General features: G+C 44.6%; 16 protein-coding genes. 1 reads left to right on the top strand and 15 read right to left on the bottom strand.

The genetic code is table 11. The features are described from left to right. Positions 1–6 precede the first annotated feature (6 nt). The 6 genes from AC6R00_RS22370 to AC6R00_RS22345 form a co-directional block, all read right to left on the bottom strand. Positions 7–645, bottom strand: coding sequence for a response regulator (locus AC6R00_RS22370; protein WP_004746224.1), 639 nt, complete (start codon positions 643–645; stop codon positions 7–9). Continuing rightward, complete coding sequence (locus tag AC6R00_RS22365) at positions 638–1,999, bottom strand: cache domain-containing protein (protein ID WP_500641988.1); 1,362 nt, start codon at positions 1,997–1,999, stop codon at positions 638–640. Before AC6R00_RS22365 ends, AC6R00_RS22370 begins: the two co-directional genes overlap by 8 nt. Before the next feature lie 89 nt (positions 2,000–2,088). Beyond that, positions 2,089–3,372: a TRAP transporter large permease gene (locus tag AC6R00_RS22360; protein ID WP_239855442.1), complete on the bottom strand. Its 1,284-nt coding sequence runs from the start codon at positions 3,370–3,372 to the stop codon at positions 2,089–2,091. A 12-nt stretch (positions 3,373–3,384) separates the two neighbouring features. After that, complete coding sequence (locus AC6R00_RS22355; RefSeq protein ID WP_500641987.1) at positions 3,385–3,918, bottom strand: TRAP transporter small permease subunit; 534 nt, start codon at positions 3,916–3,918, stop codon at positions 3,385–3,387. A gap of 112 nt (positions 3,919–4,030) precedes the next feature. Continuing rightward, positions 4,031–5,077, bottom strand: coding sequence for a TRAP transporter substrate-binding protein (locus AC6R00_RS22350; RefSeq protein WP_500642227.1), 1,047 nt, complete (start codon positions 5,075–5,077; stop codon positions 4,031–4,033). Positions 5,078–5,527: 450 nt separating this feature from the next. Next, on the bottom strand, positions 5,528–5,902 hold the full coding sequence (locus AC6R00_RS22345; RefSeq protein WP_171321467.1) for a MarR family transcriptional regulator: 375 nt from the start codon (positions 5,900–5,902) through the stop codon (positions 5,528–5,530). A gap of 221 nt (positions 5,903–6,123) precedes the next feature. Here AC6R00_RS22345 and AC6R00_RS22340 point away from each other — a divergent pair, with 221 nt between their 5' ends. Continuing rightward, the gene (locus AC6R00_RS22340; protein WP_239825631.1) at positions 6,124–6,792 is read left to right on the top strand and encodes a DUF2982 domain-containing protein; all 669 of its coding nucleotides are present in this window, start codon (positions 6,124–6,126) and stop codon (positions 6,790–6,792) included. A 45-nt stretch (positions 6,793–6,837) separates the two neighbouring features. On the opposite strand, the gene AC6R00_RS22335 is transcribed toward AC6R00_RS22340, so the two are convergent. The 9 genes from AC6R00_RS22335 to AC6R00_RS22295 all read right to left on the bottom strand — a co-directional run bounded on the left by AC6R00_RS22335 (position 6,838) and on the right by AC6R00_RS22295 (position 16,010). Continuing rightward, the gene (locus AC6R00_RS22335) at positions 6,838–7,494 is read right to left on the bottom strand and encodes an MBL fold metallo-hydrolase (protein WP_500641986.1); all 657 of its coding nucleotides are present in this window, start codon (positions 7,492–7,494) and stop codon (positions 6,838–6,840) included. A gap of 77 nt (positions 7,495–7,571) precedes the next feature. Next, positions 7,572–8,114: a peptidoglycan L,D-endopeptidase MepK gene (mepK, locus tag AC6R00_RS22330; protein WP_500641985.1), complete on the bottom strand. Its 543-nt coding sequence runs from the start codon at positions 8,112–8,114 to the stop codon at positions 7,572–7,574. Between the two features lie 183 nt (positions 8,115–8,297). Next, positions 8,298–9,869 (bottom strand): L,D-transpeptidase family protein, encoded by a 1,572-nt coding sequence (locus tag AC6R00_RS22325; protein WP_500641984.1) that lies wholly within the window; start codon positions 9,867–9,869, stop codon positions 8,298–8,300. 108 nt (positions 9,870–9,977) lie between these two features. Further along, a complete protein-coding gene (locus tag AC6R00_RS22320; RefSeq protein ID WP_500641983.1) occupies positions 9,978–11,054 on the bottom strand; it encodes a DUF1513 domain-containing protein in 1,077 nt (358 codons plus the stop codon). Then, positions 11,044–12,075, bottom strand: coding sequence for an imelysin family protein (locus AC6R00_RS22315; protein WP_500641982.1), 1,032 nt, complete (start codon positions 12,073–12,075; stop codon positions 11,044–11,046). The genes AC6R00_RS22320 and AC6R00_RS22315 overlap by 11 nt, the downstream gene beginning before the upstream one ends. A 9-nt stretch (positions 12,076–12,084) precedes the next feature. Further along, positions 12,085–13,476, bottom strand: coding sequence for a di-heme oxidoreductase family protein (locus AC6R00_RS22310; protein WP_500641981.1), 1,392 nt, complete (start codon positions 13,474–13,476; stop codon positions 12,085–12,087). Between the two features lie 119 nt (positions 13,477–13,595). Next, a complete protein-coding gene (locus tag AC6R00_RS22305) occupies positions 13,596–14,858 on the bottom strand; it encodes an imelysin family protein (protein ID WP_500641980.1) in 1,263 nt (420 codons plus the stop codon). A gap of 168 nt (positions 14,859–15,026) precedes the next feature. Continuing rightward, a complete protein-coding gene (locus AC6R00_RS22300; protein ID WP_500641979.1) occupies positions 15,027–15,674 on the bottom strand; it encodes a GTP cyclohydrolase II in 648 nt (215 codons plus the stop codon). Positions 15,675–15,836: 162 nt separating this feature from the next. Beyond that, positions 15,837–16,010 carry a hypothetical protein gene (locus AC6R00_RS22295; protein ID WP_500641978.1) on the bottom strand — a complete coding sequence of 58 codons (174 nt, stop codon included), beginning with the start codon at positions 16,008–16,010 and terminating at the stop codon, positions 15,837–15,839. Positions 16,011–16,044: the final 34 nt, after the last annotated feature.

Raw genomic sequence — 16,044 nt, 5'->3', positions numbered from 1 at the left:
AGGCTTCTAAGCCACTATGCCCTGCTCGACCGCGTATTTGGCTAGCTCTGCGGTACTATGGAGATCGAGTTTATGTTTGATATTTTGACGGTGAGTTTCAACCGTTCGATAACTAATATTAAGTAGTGAGGCAATCTTCTTGCTGCTGTTTCCTTCGGCAACAAGTTTAAGTATCGCTTCTTCACGGCGACTAAGCGGATTCGGCTTTTGTGCAACGGGCACCACCTCTTGAGAAAAAAGCGTTTGCGTCACTGATTCACAAAAATAAGTGGAACCTTGATAGACAGTCTTGATGGCTTGCACCATGCGTCGCGCGCAAATCTCTTTGAGCATATAGCCCACAGCCCCTACTTGCATCACCTTCATGATGTATTCGCGGTTATCATGCATGGTGAGCATTAACACTTTTACGTCAGGCATGGACTCCTTAATGACGCGAGTCGCATCGATACCGTTCATCATTGGCATACTGACATCCATCAGCACTACATCCGGCTGCAATGACTTAACGACGTCTATTGCTTCTAGGCCATTACTGGCTGAACCAATCACTTCAATCTCAGGCTCTGTTTGAAGTCGCGCGATAAATCCATCTAAGACAACTTGGTGATCATCAACGATCACCACTTTAATTGGTTCATCCATATACTAATCCATCCAATTCCAGTAATACGGTAATCTCTGTACCAAAGCCCGGTTCACTTTCTATTTCAAAGTCACCACCGATAAACTCAACTCGCTCACGCATATTGCGTAGCCCAATACCACTTTTTCTCAGCGATGCGTTTACGTCAAAGCCCACGCCATCATCGCGAATAATCAGCTGAAGCATATTACCCATCTGATGCAATATCACGCTTACTGTATTGGCATGGGCGTGTTTTTCGATGTTAGTCAATGATTCTTGAGCAACACGATACAATGTGGTCGCTACTTCTGATTTTAGTTTTCCTGGCTGAGTCGTCAAAGAGGCTTCCACCTCAACACCAGAGTGGGATTTAAAATCTTGCAGTAAGGTGTTCATGGCGGCTTGTAAGCCAATGTCATCGAGTGCGCTCGGGCGTAGGTTATGAGAAATATGCCTCACTTCATTAATCGCTGTCATCAAGGATTGTTGAGACTTAGCTAAATGCTGTTGCAAGGGTGCGTCCGTAATCTTGCTTGATAGCAGCTCTAAATGGCATTTGCTCGACACTAATAACTGATTGATTCCGTCATGCAGTTCGCGTGCTAGATGTTTCTTTTCGTCTTCTTGAAACATCACTGTTTTGTGGGCTAACTCTTTTAAACTTCTATCTGCCAGACGATGTTCATGCAAGTTCACCGCTAACGTAATGACTACGATCACCCCTACCGTCACTATCATAATCACGATAACGGAGAAGAAAGTAGTTTCGATGTTTCTGTTCACCTCAGACTTAAGATTAGCGACCTCATAGGTGATGTCTTCAATGTATAAGCCAGTCCCGACCATCCAGTTCCATTTATCGAGCCAAGCAGCGTAACTTAATTTAGTTACGTTTTCCCCAGTAGAAGGTTTCTGCCACAGGTAACGATGGAATCCCCCGCCACTTTGCGCTTGTTGCAAAAGCGCCTCTATCAGCAAGTCACCATTTTCATCTTGAAGATCGATCAAATTCTTACCAATTAGGTCAGGCATAATTGGGTGAACTAGGTTGGTTCCTTGCTCGTCATAAGCAAAGAAATAGCCATCTTTGTCTTTTCCGTAACGAAGTTTCGACAATACCGCTTTGACTTGCTGTTTCGCGGTCTCTTCATCAAGGCTCTCATCATTGTAGATGTGTGAAATCGCATCAAATGCCAAATCTACGTGATCTTTGAGTGCCGTTTCCTTAGAGCGAATCAACCCGTCTTCAAAAATTTGAATTTCTTTTTCACCCAAGGTTTTCGCCTGATGAATCGAAATCCAACTGGTTAACGCAGTAACCAACAGTAAAGGCAGCAGGCTAAGTAGAATTAGTTTGGCTTGTAGAGGCATCCCTTTCCCCCAATGACAACAGAGGCTGCTCACCGAATGGCAAGCAGCCCCACTTTAACAGGAGTTGTTAATATTACGTAACTAAAGGATCACATTCCGTAGAATTCAGGGAACACGAGCAGCGAAGCGAGTACCAGAATCTGAATCGCAATAAATGGCATCACACCTCGGTAAATATCTCTTGTCGTCACGCCTTTTGGTGCCACCCCTTTCAAATAGAATAAGCTGAAGCCAAATGGTGGGGTCAAGAACGAAGTTTGTAGGTTCATAGCAATTAGAATCGCAAACCACGTCATGTTAATACCCATGATCTCAGCCACTGGAGCAAGTATTGGCACGATGATGAAACAGATCTCTACGAAATCGATAAAGAACCCAAGGATCAGAATCACAAGCATAGTGATGATTAAGAAGCCCCACTTCTCACCCGGAATCTGTAGCATCCACTCTTCAACTAAGTAGTCACCACCTGTATAGGTGAATGCCATAGAGAAGGCCGTTGCACCCAGTAGAATCGCGAATACCATCGCAGTCACTTTAACCGTCTCTTTTGATGCCTCATACACCATCGACCAGCTAAATTGACGGTACAAGATCGCCAGCACAATAGCACCCGCTCCACCCAGAGCCGCAGACTCTGTCGGCGTTGCTACACCGGCAAAAATGGAACCCAATACCACGACAATAAGTGCCAATGGTGGAACAACCGCTTTAAGCGCTGCGATGATCTCTTGCTTACGGCTTAAGTTGCCATCACTTGGCATAGGCTGCGCTGCTTCAGGGTTAAGCTTGGCGTAGATAAGGATGTAAATCACATAGGCACCAACCAAAACTAGCCCTGGCCAAACCGCTGCTTGAAATAGGTCGCCGACTGGCACACCAAGCACATCGCCGAGCAAGATAAGGACGATAGAAGGTGGAATGATTTGCCCCAAAGTACCTGACGCACAAATGGTGCCGCACGCTAACCCCTTGTCGTAGTTGTATTTAAGCATTACTGGCAACGAGATAAGCCCCATAGCCACAACCGATGCACCAACAACGCCAGTCGATGCGGCAAGAAGCGCTCCAACCAAAACCGTTGAAATGGCTAAACCACCTCTAACGCCACCAAACAGCTTGCCCATAGATTCAAGCAACTGTTCCGCCAATCGAGTTTTTTGCAGAACCAAGCCCATAAATACAAACAGCGGCACTGCCATGAGTACGGTGTTTTCCATAATGGACTGGATACGGTAAGGCATGAAAGCAAACATATCCATGCCTTCTGCCCAAACCCCAAAGATTAATGCGATACCACCGAAGGTAAACGCAACAGGAAAGCCAAGTAGCAGTGCAAACAAGGCGACGAAAAACATTACTATACCGACCATTTTTAGCCTCCTTTATTTGCGTTCTAGCGAGTAGACAAGGTGTGGATTGACGATTCTATTTAATGAGTGCAGCAGTAAGCCAACGCCGCTGATTGCCATAAAGAAAAATGACAATGGGATCATCGCTTTAATAATCCAGCGGTAAGGTAAGCCACCCGGGTCACCTGAAGTTTCACCTAACGCATAGCTTTCTTTGGCAAAGTCAATCCCGTAGTAAGCCACTAGTAAGCAAAATGGCAAAAGGAAGACTAGCGTCCCAAGCAAATCGATAATCGCTTGAGCTCGATTTGATAGACGTTCATAGAAGAGATCGACTCGAACATGACCACCTGCTTTAACTGCGTAAGGAACACCAAGTAGGAATACTGCTGAGAACAGATGCCACTCCATTTCCTGAAACGCTATGGAAACATCGTTAAACGCATAACGCATCACAACGTCATAGACGACATTCGCCAGTAGCAAGATAAATAATATGCTTGATAACCATCCTAGGAAGTCACCAAAGCGATTAAATACTCGCTCGATATAGATTAGGCTTCTCATTCCCTACTCCATGGAATTTTGAATATGCGCCACTATGAATGTGTGGCGCTTTTAAATGATAAGTTTTCTTGGGCTTTAGAATAGGTGACAATGTCACCTATTCTATTTATTGTTATTGAGCTTGGCTGTTTAGGTACGCGCGGTGAGAAATGTCAGTCCACGAACGTACTTGCTTAAGGTAGTCAGCTTGAGATTTTTGAATCTCTTTCGCTAACTCGTCTTTCTCTGCATGTTTCGCTAGCAGACGACCGTTTGCTTCACGAAGTGCGTTCATCACTTCTGGCGGGAAGTCTTTAACTTGAACATCAGGGTATTCTGACTTAATAGATACCCAGTTCTTACCACTTTCGTGAGTTGCTTGAGTGTACATATCGTAAGCGGCGGTACGCATTGCGACACGTAGAATTTCACGAAGATCTTCTGGTAGACGCTCATAGGTACGCTTATTTACTAGGAACTGCAGTTCTGAGCCTGGCTCATGCCAACCTGTGTAGTAGTAAGGTGCAATTTTGTGGAAGCCCATACGAAGGTCAAGAGATGGACCTACCCACTCCAGTGCATCGATCGTACGACGCTCTAGAGAAGTATAAAGCTCACCCGGTGCAATGTTGGTTGGCTTAGCGCCTAGCTCTGCTAGGATCTCGCCCGCGAAACCAGGGATACGCATTTTCAGACCCTGTAAATCTTCAACCGAGTTGATTTCTTTTTGGAACCAACCACCCATCTGAATATCGGTGTTACCACCAGGGAAAGAGAGAAGGTTATGTGGAGAATAAACTTGCTCCATCAGCTCCATACCACCACCATGATAGAACCATGCGTATTGCTCCGCTGGGGTCATACCAAACGGCATAGAAGTGAAGTAAAGGGTGTTCGGTACTTTACCTTTCCAATAATAAGAACCAGAGTGCCCTAGGTCGTACTGCCCTGATTTCACCATATCGAAAATACCGAGCGGCGCTTTGTGCTTATTGGCTGAATCAATAGTGATAACTAGTCGACCATTTGACATTTTCTCTGCCATTGCGGCCATGTTCTTAGTTGCATCACCAAATACTGGGAAGTTTGGCCCCCAAGTCTCAGCCAACTTAAGCTTATACACTTTGTCAGGTTGGCTAGCTTGCTTACTTTCTTGCTTACTTTCTTCACCACACCCCATCAGCAATGCTGATGCCGTGATAACGGCTATGCTGCTCTGAACAACTTTTCTAAGAGATGAATTTAATGATCTCATGTTCACGTCCTTTGTTAACGGGTCATACCTTTTTGGGCATGTTCTATTTCTCATACAGAGTGGTTCATCAATAACCAATATGAAATAGGCGCGAACACGCACTGGTTTTAACAACAAAGATGACGTATAGACGAAAAACTACGTAGTATTACGTAGGAAATACGCCCTAAAAACTAAATTAATCATATAGATCAGTTAGATAAAGATAATCACCAAAATTGACGATTACAGATTCTACGTAGTTATGTGCACAGGAAAGAATTGATGAAAAATGTGACAAAAGTATTAAACATAATTTATAGAAATGAAAAAGCCCCGACACTGTCGAGGCTCCGAAGGTGCTAGAATCCAATTAAATGGATTTGCTAGTGGCAATTAAACTGCTTTATAGATAACTTTGTTGCCAGCTAGTTGCTCTTTAACCACTAGGTTTTCTTCTAGAAGCTTCTTAAGAGCGCCTGTTGCCCAAGATGCTGCTTTAGCGTCTTCTTGACCAGCCGCTAGGCCGATACCTTTCGGGTTGATACCTTCAGCGTTGTTAACAACGATATCTAGAACTTGTTGCTGCTTTGGAGTAAGCGCAACGTCAGTTGTTTTAGCTGCTGCTACAACTTTCTCCGCTGCTGGTTTTACAGCTACTTTCTTCTCAACTGCAGGCTTAGCTTTCTTTGTCGCTTCAACGTTCGCAACTGTCGCTTTAATGCGTTTTTGCAGTTTAAGCTGCACTTTACGCTTGTGAGCAAGTCTCATCGAGTATTTCTCCATTTCACTGCATACGGAGCAGTGGTGAAAATTTGAAGCGCGATTTATACCAAAAATTTGCTCGCATTTACAGGGTATGAGCGGCTTTATGCCACAAAAATACGCGATACAGCGACATGCGACTACAATTTAATCAATAACCCAAGTGATCGAATCTTCAACTACTGATTATATAAACAGATGTATTTGTTGTTGTGAGAAAAGCCTGTATGCAAACCGTACACCTAACCAATCAACCCTTTGTTTTTTCATCTATCACAGTGAGATGGCTGAGTGGAATTTTCACGATTGGCTGTCTTTTTTTGCTGCTTTACGCACCAGGTTGGCAACAAGCTCTACTGACCGCTGTCGCTGTCGCAGCACTGCTTGGATTTGGCTATGTGCTCATTCTAAAAAGCACCGTCAAGTTCACCCTTACCGCAACCCATTTTCAGCAACATTTGTTCAAGGGAGGTTGGGTCATCCAGTGGAGCAACGTACAAAAGATTGGTATTTGTACCTATGAGCAAGATGGGTGGCATCAACCTTTGCCTTGGATTGGCATTAAACTCAAACACTACTCGCCCTACTTAACCAGCATCTGCCCGCGGATTGCTACGGAAATCTTACTCAGTCAGCGTGCGCTTTTATACCTTGGAGCTCGTCAACATCAGCAAGGTGAGCAGTTCGAGGACATCGTGCTCGACTCACACGCCTATCGCAATTCTGACGGAAAAGAGTTTAAAGGGCTGTTAGCTATGTTAGCGAACAGAATGAGATATCAGCGAGAGTATTATGACTATGATATTTTTATCTCAGCCAATGACCTTGACCGCTCACCTGAAGAATTTGTTGGCTTAGTGCGCCGATATCTTGCAGCGGCGGAAACTGAGGTATAAAAAGGCCACAAAAAGTGGCCCAGTTCGAAAGATCATTTCTACTGTTTAATACAGAGGCATTTCATCAGCAACAAATGGGTTTGATGCGCGCTCACGACCAAAGGTTGACTCAGGTCCATGGCCTGGCACGAAGCGGACTTCACTACCTAGCGGCCATAACTTACCTTTAATCGAAGCAATCAAAGTATCAAAGTCACCTTTAGGGAAATCGGTACGACCAACTGAGCCGTTAAACAGAACATCACCAACAAAAGCGAGCTTAGATTCCTCACTAAATAAAACCACATGACCTGGCGTGTGCCCCGGCGTATGAATAACATCCATAACCTGATTACCAAACGTGACTTGATCGCCATCGTTTAGCCATTGGTTTGGCTCAAAAGCTTCTGTTAGTGGGAAACCAAACATCTGGCTCTGCCCTTCTAGGCCTTGTAGCCAAAAGTTATCATCCTTATGAGGACCGACGATTTCCACGCCACCTAACTCACGAGATAAAGGCTCTGTTCCGCCAACATGGTCGAGGTGACCATGAGTTAAAACAAGATTAACAACCTTCACACCAAGCTCTTTGACCAGCATTGCTAGTTGTTTAACATCACCACCGGGATCGACAACAATACCTTCCATGGTTTCATCACACCAAACAATGGAGCAGTTCTGAGAAAAAGAAGTAACAGGAACGACTTGGTACTTAAGTGACATAGCTTAACCTTGATATAAATCTAAACTGGCTGAACTATGACACTTGCCCGCCATTTTGACAACTCTGAACAAGAAGTTTACGCCCAGTAGCGAACTGGCCCTGTATCGATGTGAACAAAGTTACTCTTGGGATAATAGCCCACCCCGCCAAACTTAAGCTCACGTGCAACATCTCGAACTTGTTTCAGATTCACACCATCAAGACGGAAATCTATCGCTTGACCTAGCATGTGGTAGCTCTTCTTTGCCACACCGCTCGACTTACCGCGTAGAGCCTCGTTTGTTGCAGGCGAACGATAACCAGAGATGATTTGTACTTCAGCTTCGACGCCGAGCTCTTTTTGAATTTGGCTGATGTGATCGAACAAGCGCTTGTCCATCGCGTGCACTTCATTGCGTCTAAAGTCACGGCATAGATGATTCAAACGGCCAAGCTCTTTGTCGATATAGTTGTTACCATCGAAATAACACGTTTCAAGCGCTTCGCGGGTATGTAGGTTGGTTAAGGCTAATGAGCGAGGTTGATCAGGATAAGATGCCCAAGCCACACTTGGAGCGCAACTCGCTACGACTAAACCACTTCCGGCCAGCTTAATAAAATCTCGTCGGGATAATGCCACTTTAAATTTCCTTCACAATCTTGTTGCCCTAACGTGTCAAACGGCGACACTACCGAACTCTATTGTGAAGTGCAAATGCATAAAACATGCTCAAAGTCGCATTGTATTCGCTATTTTTTGCTTAACTATTGAACCTATTAATAAAATTAGTTTTGGAAAATAAACGTAAAGAGTCTGTCAATTCTAGCCCTTTGTGTAACGAAATCTGTCTAGGCGGTAAATATCTTCCCTGTAGTGGACATTCCCTTCCTCATACCATGCCGTTTGATAAATGATATGTACCGGAATGCGACTTTTTAGCGGAATCGAATGATTGGAGATAGGCTCTACTGGCTCACTCTCTTGCGCGGTATCTTCCTCCTCGATGTTTAGCCCTTGAGATTCAAGCAAGGTCACCGCAAATAAATCAGCGTTCTCAACTCGGATACACCCAGAGCTAAACGCCCTTTGTGTTTCATCAAATAACCCTTTGCTCGGTGTATCGTGGAGGTAAATGGCACGTCGATTAGGCGTATTGAATTTATACAACCCTAACGCATTAACATTACCGGACAGCTGTGTCATTCGATACGGGAACGAACTCGGTCGTAAGTTCTCCCAATCAATTTCTTCAGGGTTAATCACCTCGCTAGAACCCCATTTAGGCACAATCTTAATATTTTGGCGAGTGAGATACTCAACGTCTTCCTTCACTTTTGGAATGATATCTTCCACCATAATCTTCCACGGTACATTCCAGGTTGGATTCAAGATGAGCGAATCTAATTTGGTGTTCATAACAGGTGTCGGTCGACCTTTGCGCCCTACCACCACTTTAGATTCAAATAGCTGCTCCCCTTGTGCCCAGTACTTCATTTCAAAGCTTGGGACATTGACTACGATGATGGTGTCGCGTTGATTTGGCCAGTATCGAATCCGCTCTGCATTAATTGCTAGCGTAGATAATCGCTTTTCGATTGGTAGATTTAGCCACTTGATCGTATCAGGGCCAATAATACCGTCTTCCTTTAAGCCATGGAGTCGCTGAAATTGTTTAATTGCGGTCTCTAGCGTGCTGTCAAACCAAGTGACATCCTTTCTGACATCAATCAGATCAACATCCACTACCTCTAGTCGCTGCAGTAATGTTTCTCTATTGGTGAGCTTGTCCCCTACTTGCTTTAATCCTTGTTGCTCGTACAAAGGGGTATCCAACTTCTGAAACTTAATCAGGTGGAGATAGGTATCGATCAGGTACTGGTAGCCAGTAGAATCGGGGGTGTAACTGTCAATAAGACCGCCTAATGATTGCTGCGCAATTGCTCGATGGGTAGCAATCAATGAACTATTTGGCGGCAGCGGTAAGGTGCGGGCCATTTTCTTGTCGAAGAACCACTTGTTGCCGCTGTTTTTGGAGTTCTCCGCATAACTTAAATAGAGAAGTAAAGTGTCCGTTGCAAGTACATCGTATTCAAACCAGCGATTACTCTTTCGATAAAACTGCAAATAGCTAAGTTGACGAGAGAACAGAGAACTAAAACTGGCGTGATGAATAACCTCTAATTGAAACTCCAGCTTGCTGCTCTGCTGGAGATCAAACCAAATCATCTGAGAATCATTGTTGCGGTAAATGTCTTCGACGACAGCGGGGTATTGGAGTAAACGGTGCAGTTGACTGTCAGGTTCAAGCCAACCGATTTGAGTAAAGTATTGCGAGGCAAAGGTCGTCGAAGGTGCTAGGCACAGTACTAATAACCAACAAGTCCATTTTCCCATTGCTTCAACCTCCGCCATACTCTGAATATAAAGTATGGCAGAGTTAAACAGTGACTGTATGACTTGTTTTTGAAACTTTCGTTGGTCTCTCTAAAAACACATGAATTATTAACTAATTACCGACCAATGATTGTCCCACTGAATACCAGAGCGGACCACTTGCTTATTGCCCGGCTGACGTTGGCTAACGACTCCCCCAGCACCCGAACTTACCTTAAAGGTCTCGCCTTGCACAACAACACCTGAGGCATCAGGTAACGGAGAAAGCTCAACTAACTGTTGGGTATGTTTAGACCAAATACCGTAGCAATTACCACGAGGTGACGTGGCTAATATCCAGTCTTTTGTTGCAGCAATACTCGCAATGTAGTGATTAAAACGTGCCCACTGTTCCGGCTCCGCATGAAGAGAGACTAACTCGCCTCCTTTAGTATGCATCGCAAGTAGAGAAGGATACTCGTCGGGCTCTCCTCGGTATTGCTGGCCACACAAAACCGTCTCAGATCCATCATGCGCTAAATGGCGAATACTCAGCTTATGGTCACTCAAGCCCACTTGTTCAACCAACTCTCCATTGCGATCCAAATAACTTAGGCTCGGAGTCATCGAGCTTAAGTTGAGTGGCTCTCTTCCATTAGTGTGAACGCCACCAACCCCTATCACGAGTGAATCATCTGGCATGACAATCACTTCATGGGGCCCCAAACCGAACCCAGTAAACTCTGCGACCTTTTCATATCCTGCGATGACATCATAAACACCGATAATACCTCGGCTCGTCCCCCGCTCACCTTCGGTCGCATAGAGCCATTTTCCGTCATTGGAGTACACACCATGACCATAATAATGCCGTTTATTATCGGCAGGTCTGAGCTTTATTGACTCCCCTGTCTGATAATCAAACACTTGGAAATAAGTACCCGGCCTACGTGCAAAAGCGACGGCATGCCTTAGCGCCGCATTCGAAGCAACACCATGACCACGTTCAGGCAACGGCACTTGACGAATCGGCAACCCATTTTGATCGGCGACGACTGCATTAAAACGGTCGCGGCCAGAGATTGAACAACCAATTAACGTTGGCGTAGCGCTTTGCGTCGACGTCGAAACACAGCCAGCCAACGGATAAGCCGCCCCCAAAAGAGCGGCTTTAAGTAGTGAACGTCTTGCGTTATCAGTCACCATCGGTTGCGTTAAACCCTATAATGACGCCTAATTCAATCGCGACTTCCTCGTGGATCAAATACTTAAGCTGTTCTAGCTTGTTGTACTGTGAGTAAGCCTTCTGGTATCCCTGTTTAGTTTGCAACATATCGAATAGACTTTCATCGCCCGGCCATGTTTCAACTGTCACAGCAAACTGATTGGAAATACTGTCTGCTAGCGTCGCTTTGCCTTTTTCACGCAACAAAGCGTCTAAACCCTTTCCGTTGGCAAAATAGAGCGCTTGCATTGCTTCGACATTAGCTTTCAAGTTTTGCATAGAAGTTTCTGAGCGCCATGACTCAGCAAAGTACGGGCGTGGCTTACCAAATTTGGCAAGCGGACGGCTCATTTTTTTCATGCTGTAATCAAGCTGGTTCGATAACAGTGCGATATACTCTGATTCCCACTGTTTTTCATTAAGATCGACCCAAGGATTGATTGCCCACGCTTGGGCGATTTTCCCAGCATTCAACTCAATGTTAACGCTAATAGCTTGAGCAGTTTCACATGTCTGAGGATTGCCCGTCAGGTTTGACGCTTTGTCATACAGCAACCACTCAATAGAACCTAACCCCTGCACTGTCACACTCTGAAGTGCAATATCTTGCTGAGCCCAAGCTTTAGGTTGCTTGATCAAACTGCTCATCTTGCGACCAGTGGTGTTTTTCTTATCTGGCCAAAATTGGATATTCCAGCTTTGAGCCAATGCTGCTTCTGGGCCACGCTCTTGCCCTTGTAACGCCATCCACGCAAGCATGGTTTGATGCCACTGCTGTTTAACCATATTCAGGTCAGAAGTAGAAGCGCAGTAGCCTGAAACTGACTGTGCCAACTTAGCCGATTCATCCTTAAAGGCGTGTGCTGACGCGAACTCCACCTCATACACTCCTTGGCTAAGATGGTTGGTGCTTTGAGGCTGTCTATCTTCTGGTTGTGAAGTTTGACAACCAGCAATAGCAATGACAGCCGCAGCGACTAATACATAATGCTTTTGTTTCATCATCGAATCCTATAAAGAGTTGAGGAAAGCAATAAGTGCTTCTCTCTCTTTCTGGTTGAATTTCAACACTTTCTGTTTTGCTATTTCTGCTTCACCACCATGCCAAAGCACGGCTTCCATCAGGTTGCGCGCTCGACCATCGTGTAAGAAATAGGTGTGATCATTGACTTCGTTCGTGTAACCAATACCCCATAGAGGTTGAGTTCGCCACTCTTGACCATTAGCAAGATATTCTGGACGGTTATCCGCTAAGCCAGGCCCCATATCGTGAAGTAGCATATCGGTATATGGATGAATGGTTTGGTTGGACAATGCAGGTAAACCTTCGCGATTGCCGGTTTTCACATTCGTTTTGTGGCAGCTATCACAGCCTACTTTGGCAAACAGTTCCTGACCAAGTTTCACCTCTGGTTTGTCGACATTACGACGAATTGGTACCGCTAAGTGCTGAGAGTAAAACTCTACAAAATCAAGAATATTGTCACTGACTTCAGGTGAGCCACCATTAGGAAGATCATCACAGATAGTCTGTTTAGAGGTACAGTTTTCGTTGGGGAACAAGCTACTGGTTAAGCCCACATCCCCATTAAATGCCGCGGCATTCTGCTGCATTAGATTTGGTTGACCCGCTTTCCATCCAAAACGACCAATGGCAAAGTCATTGGTGCGCACATCCCAAACAACATTGGCCTTGCCCGAAATTCCGTCACCATTCTTGTCTTGTTCGTCTGCCCAAGTTTTCAGTGTTTCATCTGGGATACTTTCAAGAAGACCTAAACCTATCATTGGAGGCGCAACGCGGGCCGACATCTGCGTATCTGGATGCATCTCGCCGTAGCCAAGGTTCGTAATGGATAAGTCGGGTTTACGTAGCGTGACCACTGTACCATCAGCAAATGTCACTGGAACATCAGTATAGGTAATTTCGATCGTGCCTTCTGGAGTTTGATCTTGCAGCGCAAAGTCTTGTAGCTGACCACCATAGGTCGGCTCAGGAATTACGCCATCTTTGATAAAGGCTTTCTTTTGCTCTGGCGTCATTGCTGGAATACTTAAACGCACCAACATGGAAACCGCGTGAATGTCACCCTCTTCTGGTGGATGTCCGCGACCATCTTTGATGTGGCAGTTTTGGCAACCATTGGTATTGAACAAAGGCCCTAAACCATCACGTGCATCCGTAGACGCTGGTGCCTGAACCCAAGGGTTACGAAAGAAGCTGTTACCAACACTAAAGTCTAAGCGCTTAGACATAGGGAGGTTACCAGCAGGAAGTGAGAAAGCATTCGCACCGTCTTTTTTAACTGATGTACCACCACCAGATTTAATATCATAGGCAATGGCAGAAGAGGTGCTAATAGCGAGAAGGCTTGCTAGGACAGTTTTCGTGTACAACTTCATACGAGGAGTCTCAAAAGGGAATAACCCGACTTTTTAAATGGGAATAGTTCTCAAAAACACAGCGAGTAATAAACGGCAAAAGGGCTCAAATGAGCCCTTTGTTTTTTGTTCGTTCTAGTTTAGAACTCGTGATCAGCTGTATCTGGATTTAAGCTGTTAATACCAACGATTTTAGCTGCACGCTCAATTTGAGCTGTTTGTGCAACTAAAGACATAATCGTTTCATTCACCAGTGCGTTACCTTGCGTGTTACCCGCAGCGATAAGTTGGTCGAAGTACTGACCTTTCTTTTCTGCTGAAGTCACAAGTTGTCCTACTTGAGCACGTGTAACGTCAAACTGCTTCTGAATCTCTTTTGCCGCTTGCTTGTCTTTTTGTGCCACAAGATCATTGATGCTTGGACCAGAAAGTAGCGTACCATCTTCACGTTTGTAGATACCTGTATAAACGTTGTAGATACCTTGCTCGTTGTAGTAGTGAGAGTTATGAGTGTTGTCAGAGAAACAATCGTGTTCATCTTCAGTTGAGTTTGCTTCTAGAGCAACCTTCATACGTTCACCCGCAAGCTCACCTAGAGAAAGTGAACCCATACCGAACAGCATCTTACGAAGACCGTTATCTGCTGACTCGTTTAGAAGTTCTTCACGGTAATTACCTTTAACGTCTGAAGACCACTGCTTTTCCATCCACTCTAGATCTTGAACTAGCAAACCAGCAGCGGCTTTTAGGAAATCACCACGACGGTCACAGTTGTCGTTTGTACACTCAGCACCAACAACGAAATCAGTGTAAGCGCGTTGACCTGCACCAGCATTAGTACCGTTTAGATCCTGACCCCAAAGTAGGAATTCAATTGCGTGGTAACCAGAAGCGACGTTGGCTTCAGAACCGCCAACTTCGTTTAGGTCAGCGATCAACTCAGGAGTGATTTTCGCAACATCTAGCGTTGAAGCACCAATGGTTAGCTTTTGGTTAGCTACGATGTTGGCATTTGCACCTTCGTTGCCAAGCTCATATTGGTAGTCTGCTGATACATAGTCGATTAGACCTTCATCTAGAGGCCATGCGTTTAGTTGACCTTCCCAATCATCAACAATCGCGTTACCAAAACGGAATACTTCAGACTGTTGGTACGGTACGCGAGACGCAAGCCACACTTGCTTCACTTCTTCAAATTTAGCTGCTGTTGGGTTAGCGAGGAAAGATTCTATTGATTTATCCAAAGCTTTAGCGGTACTGAGTGAGTCAGCAAAAACTGCGTGAGCTACATCAGCGTAGTGCTCAACAACCTGTTCTTTGGTTACGTTTGCCGCAAAAGCTGAACCGCTAGCGATAAGTAGTGAAGCTGCTACAGATTGAGCTAATAGAGATTTTACATTCATTGAAAAAGCATCCTTGTTGAGCTTAATAATTATTCTATATTCTTAGTGCTAATTATTCTCATTTGCACTATTAGTTTCGAATAATACAAACTTACAATTTTTTTGCAAGCAGGAAACAAAAAAGCCTCACAAAAGTGAGGCTTTTATCAACATAGGCAGTTCAATGGCTTAAACGTCAAGGTTATGCTTTCCGTGAGATATTTTGGCTTTAAGGTAATTCTCATTACCGTCCTTAACATGCGCTAAGGTATTGACAACCTCTTCGATCTCAATGCCATGTTGCTTAAGATCACGAATCTTTTTAGGGTTGTTTGTCACTAAACGAATTCTTTCTACACCCAAAGCTTTCAACATCTGCGCAGCTTCAGTAAAGTCACGTAGATCATCACCAAACCCCAAGTGGTTGTTCGCTTCGTAGGTATTCATGCCCTCGCTTTGCAGCTTGTACGCATCAATCTTATTGTACAAACCGATACCACGACCTTCTTGTCTTAGATATAAAATAATACCGCCAGACTCACCCATACGATTGATGGTTTCGTCTAACTGCTCACCACAATCACAGCGAGATGAATGGAATACGTCCCCAGTGAGGCATTCTGAATGCATGCGGACAAGTGGTGTCGCTTGAGCTTGATCCGCTTGTTTGAAGATAACGGCAACATGCTCTTTATCTGTATTCAAACCATGAAAGGAAAGCAACTCCGCATCAATGTTGCTCTTTGCACCTACTTTGAAGTCGACTCTGGCTCTTACTTCCGCCATATTTTTACTCACTTGAATCTCTGTCTTTATTATATCTGTCGCTGCATTCATCGAAATGCTCCGCTATGAAGTTAACTATGGGGACTATTACTCATCTTTTCAATGATTAGATCACAAAATGTTATATTATAACATTTTAACATCAAGACAATAAAAAACCTCGATAACCTAAGTTACGAGGTTCATGAATCTTGTACCGTTAGCTTCAAGCAATTAGTCTTGTTGGTTTTTCCACACAGAAAGTGCTATCCAACAGGCCTCAAGTTCTCTGAGTTCTTCGTCAGTCAGCAAAGACAAAGTTGGCTTTGTTTGCGGTAGTGCATACGACTGTACCGCACTAATCTGAGCGTAAAAATCTTCGCGTAGTTGAGATAAATTCAAAGCCACTGCTTTTCCCTAAGACTCTAGTGATTTGTAAAAA

It is taken from the genome of Vibrio sp. R10-SF1-ISO8, assembly GCF_059833805.1.
The sequence above is the reverse complement of the archived record's forward strand: the minus strand, read 5'-3'. Positions and strand labels throughout refer to the sequence as shown.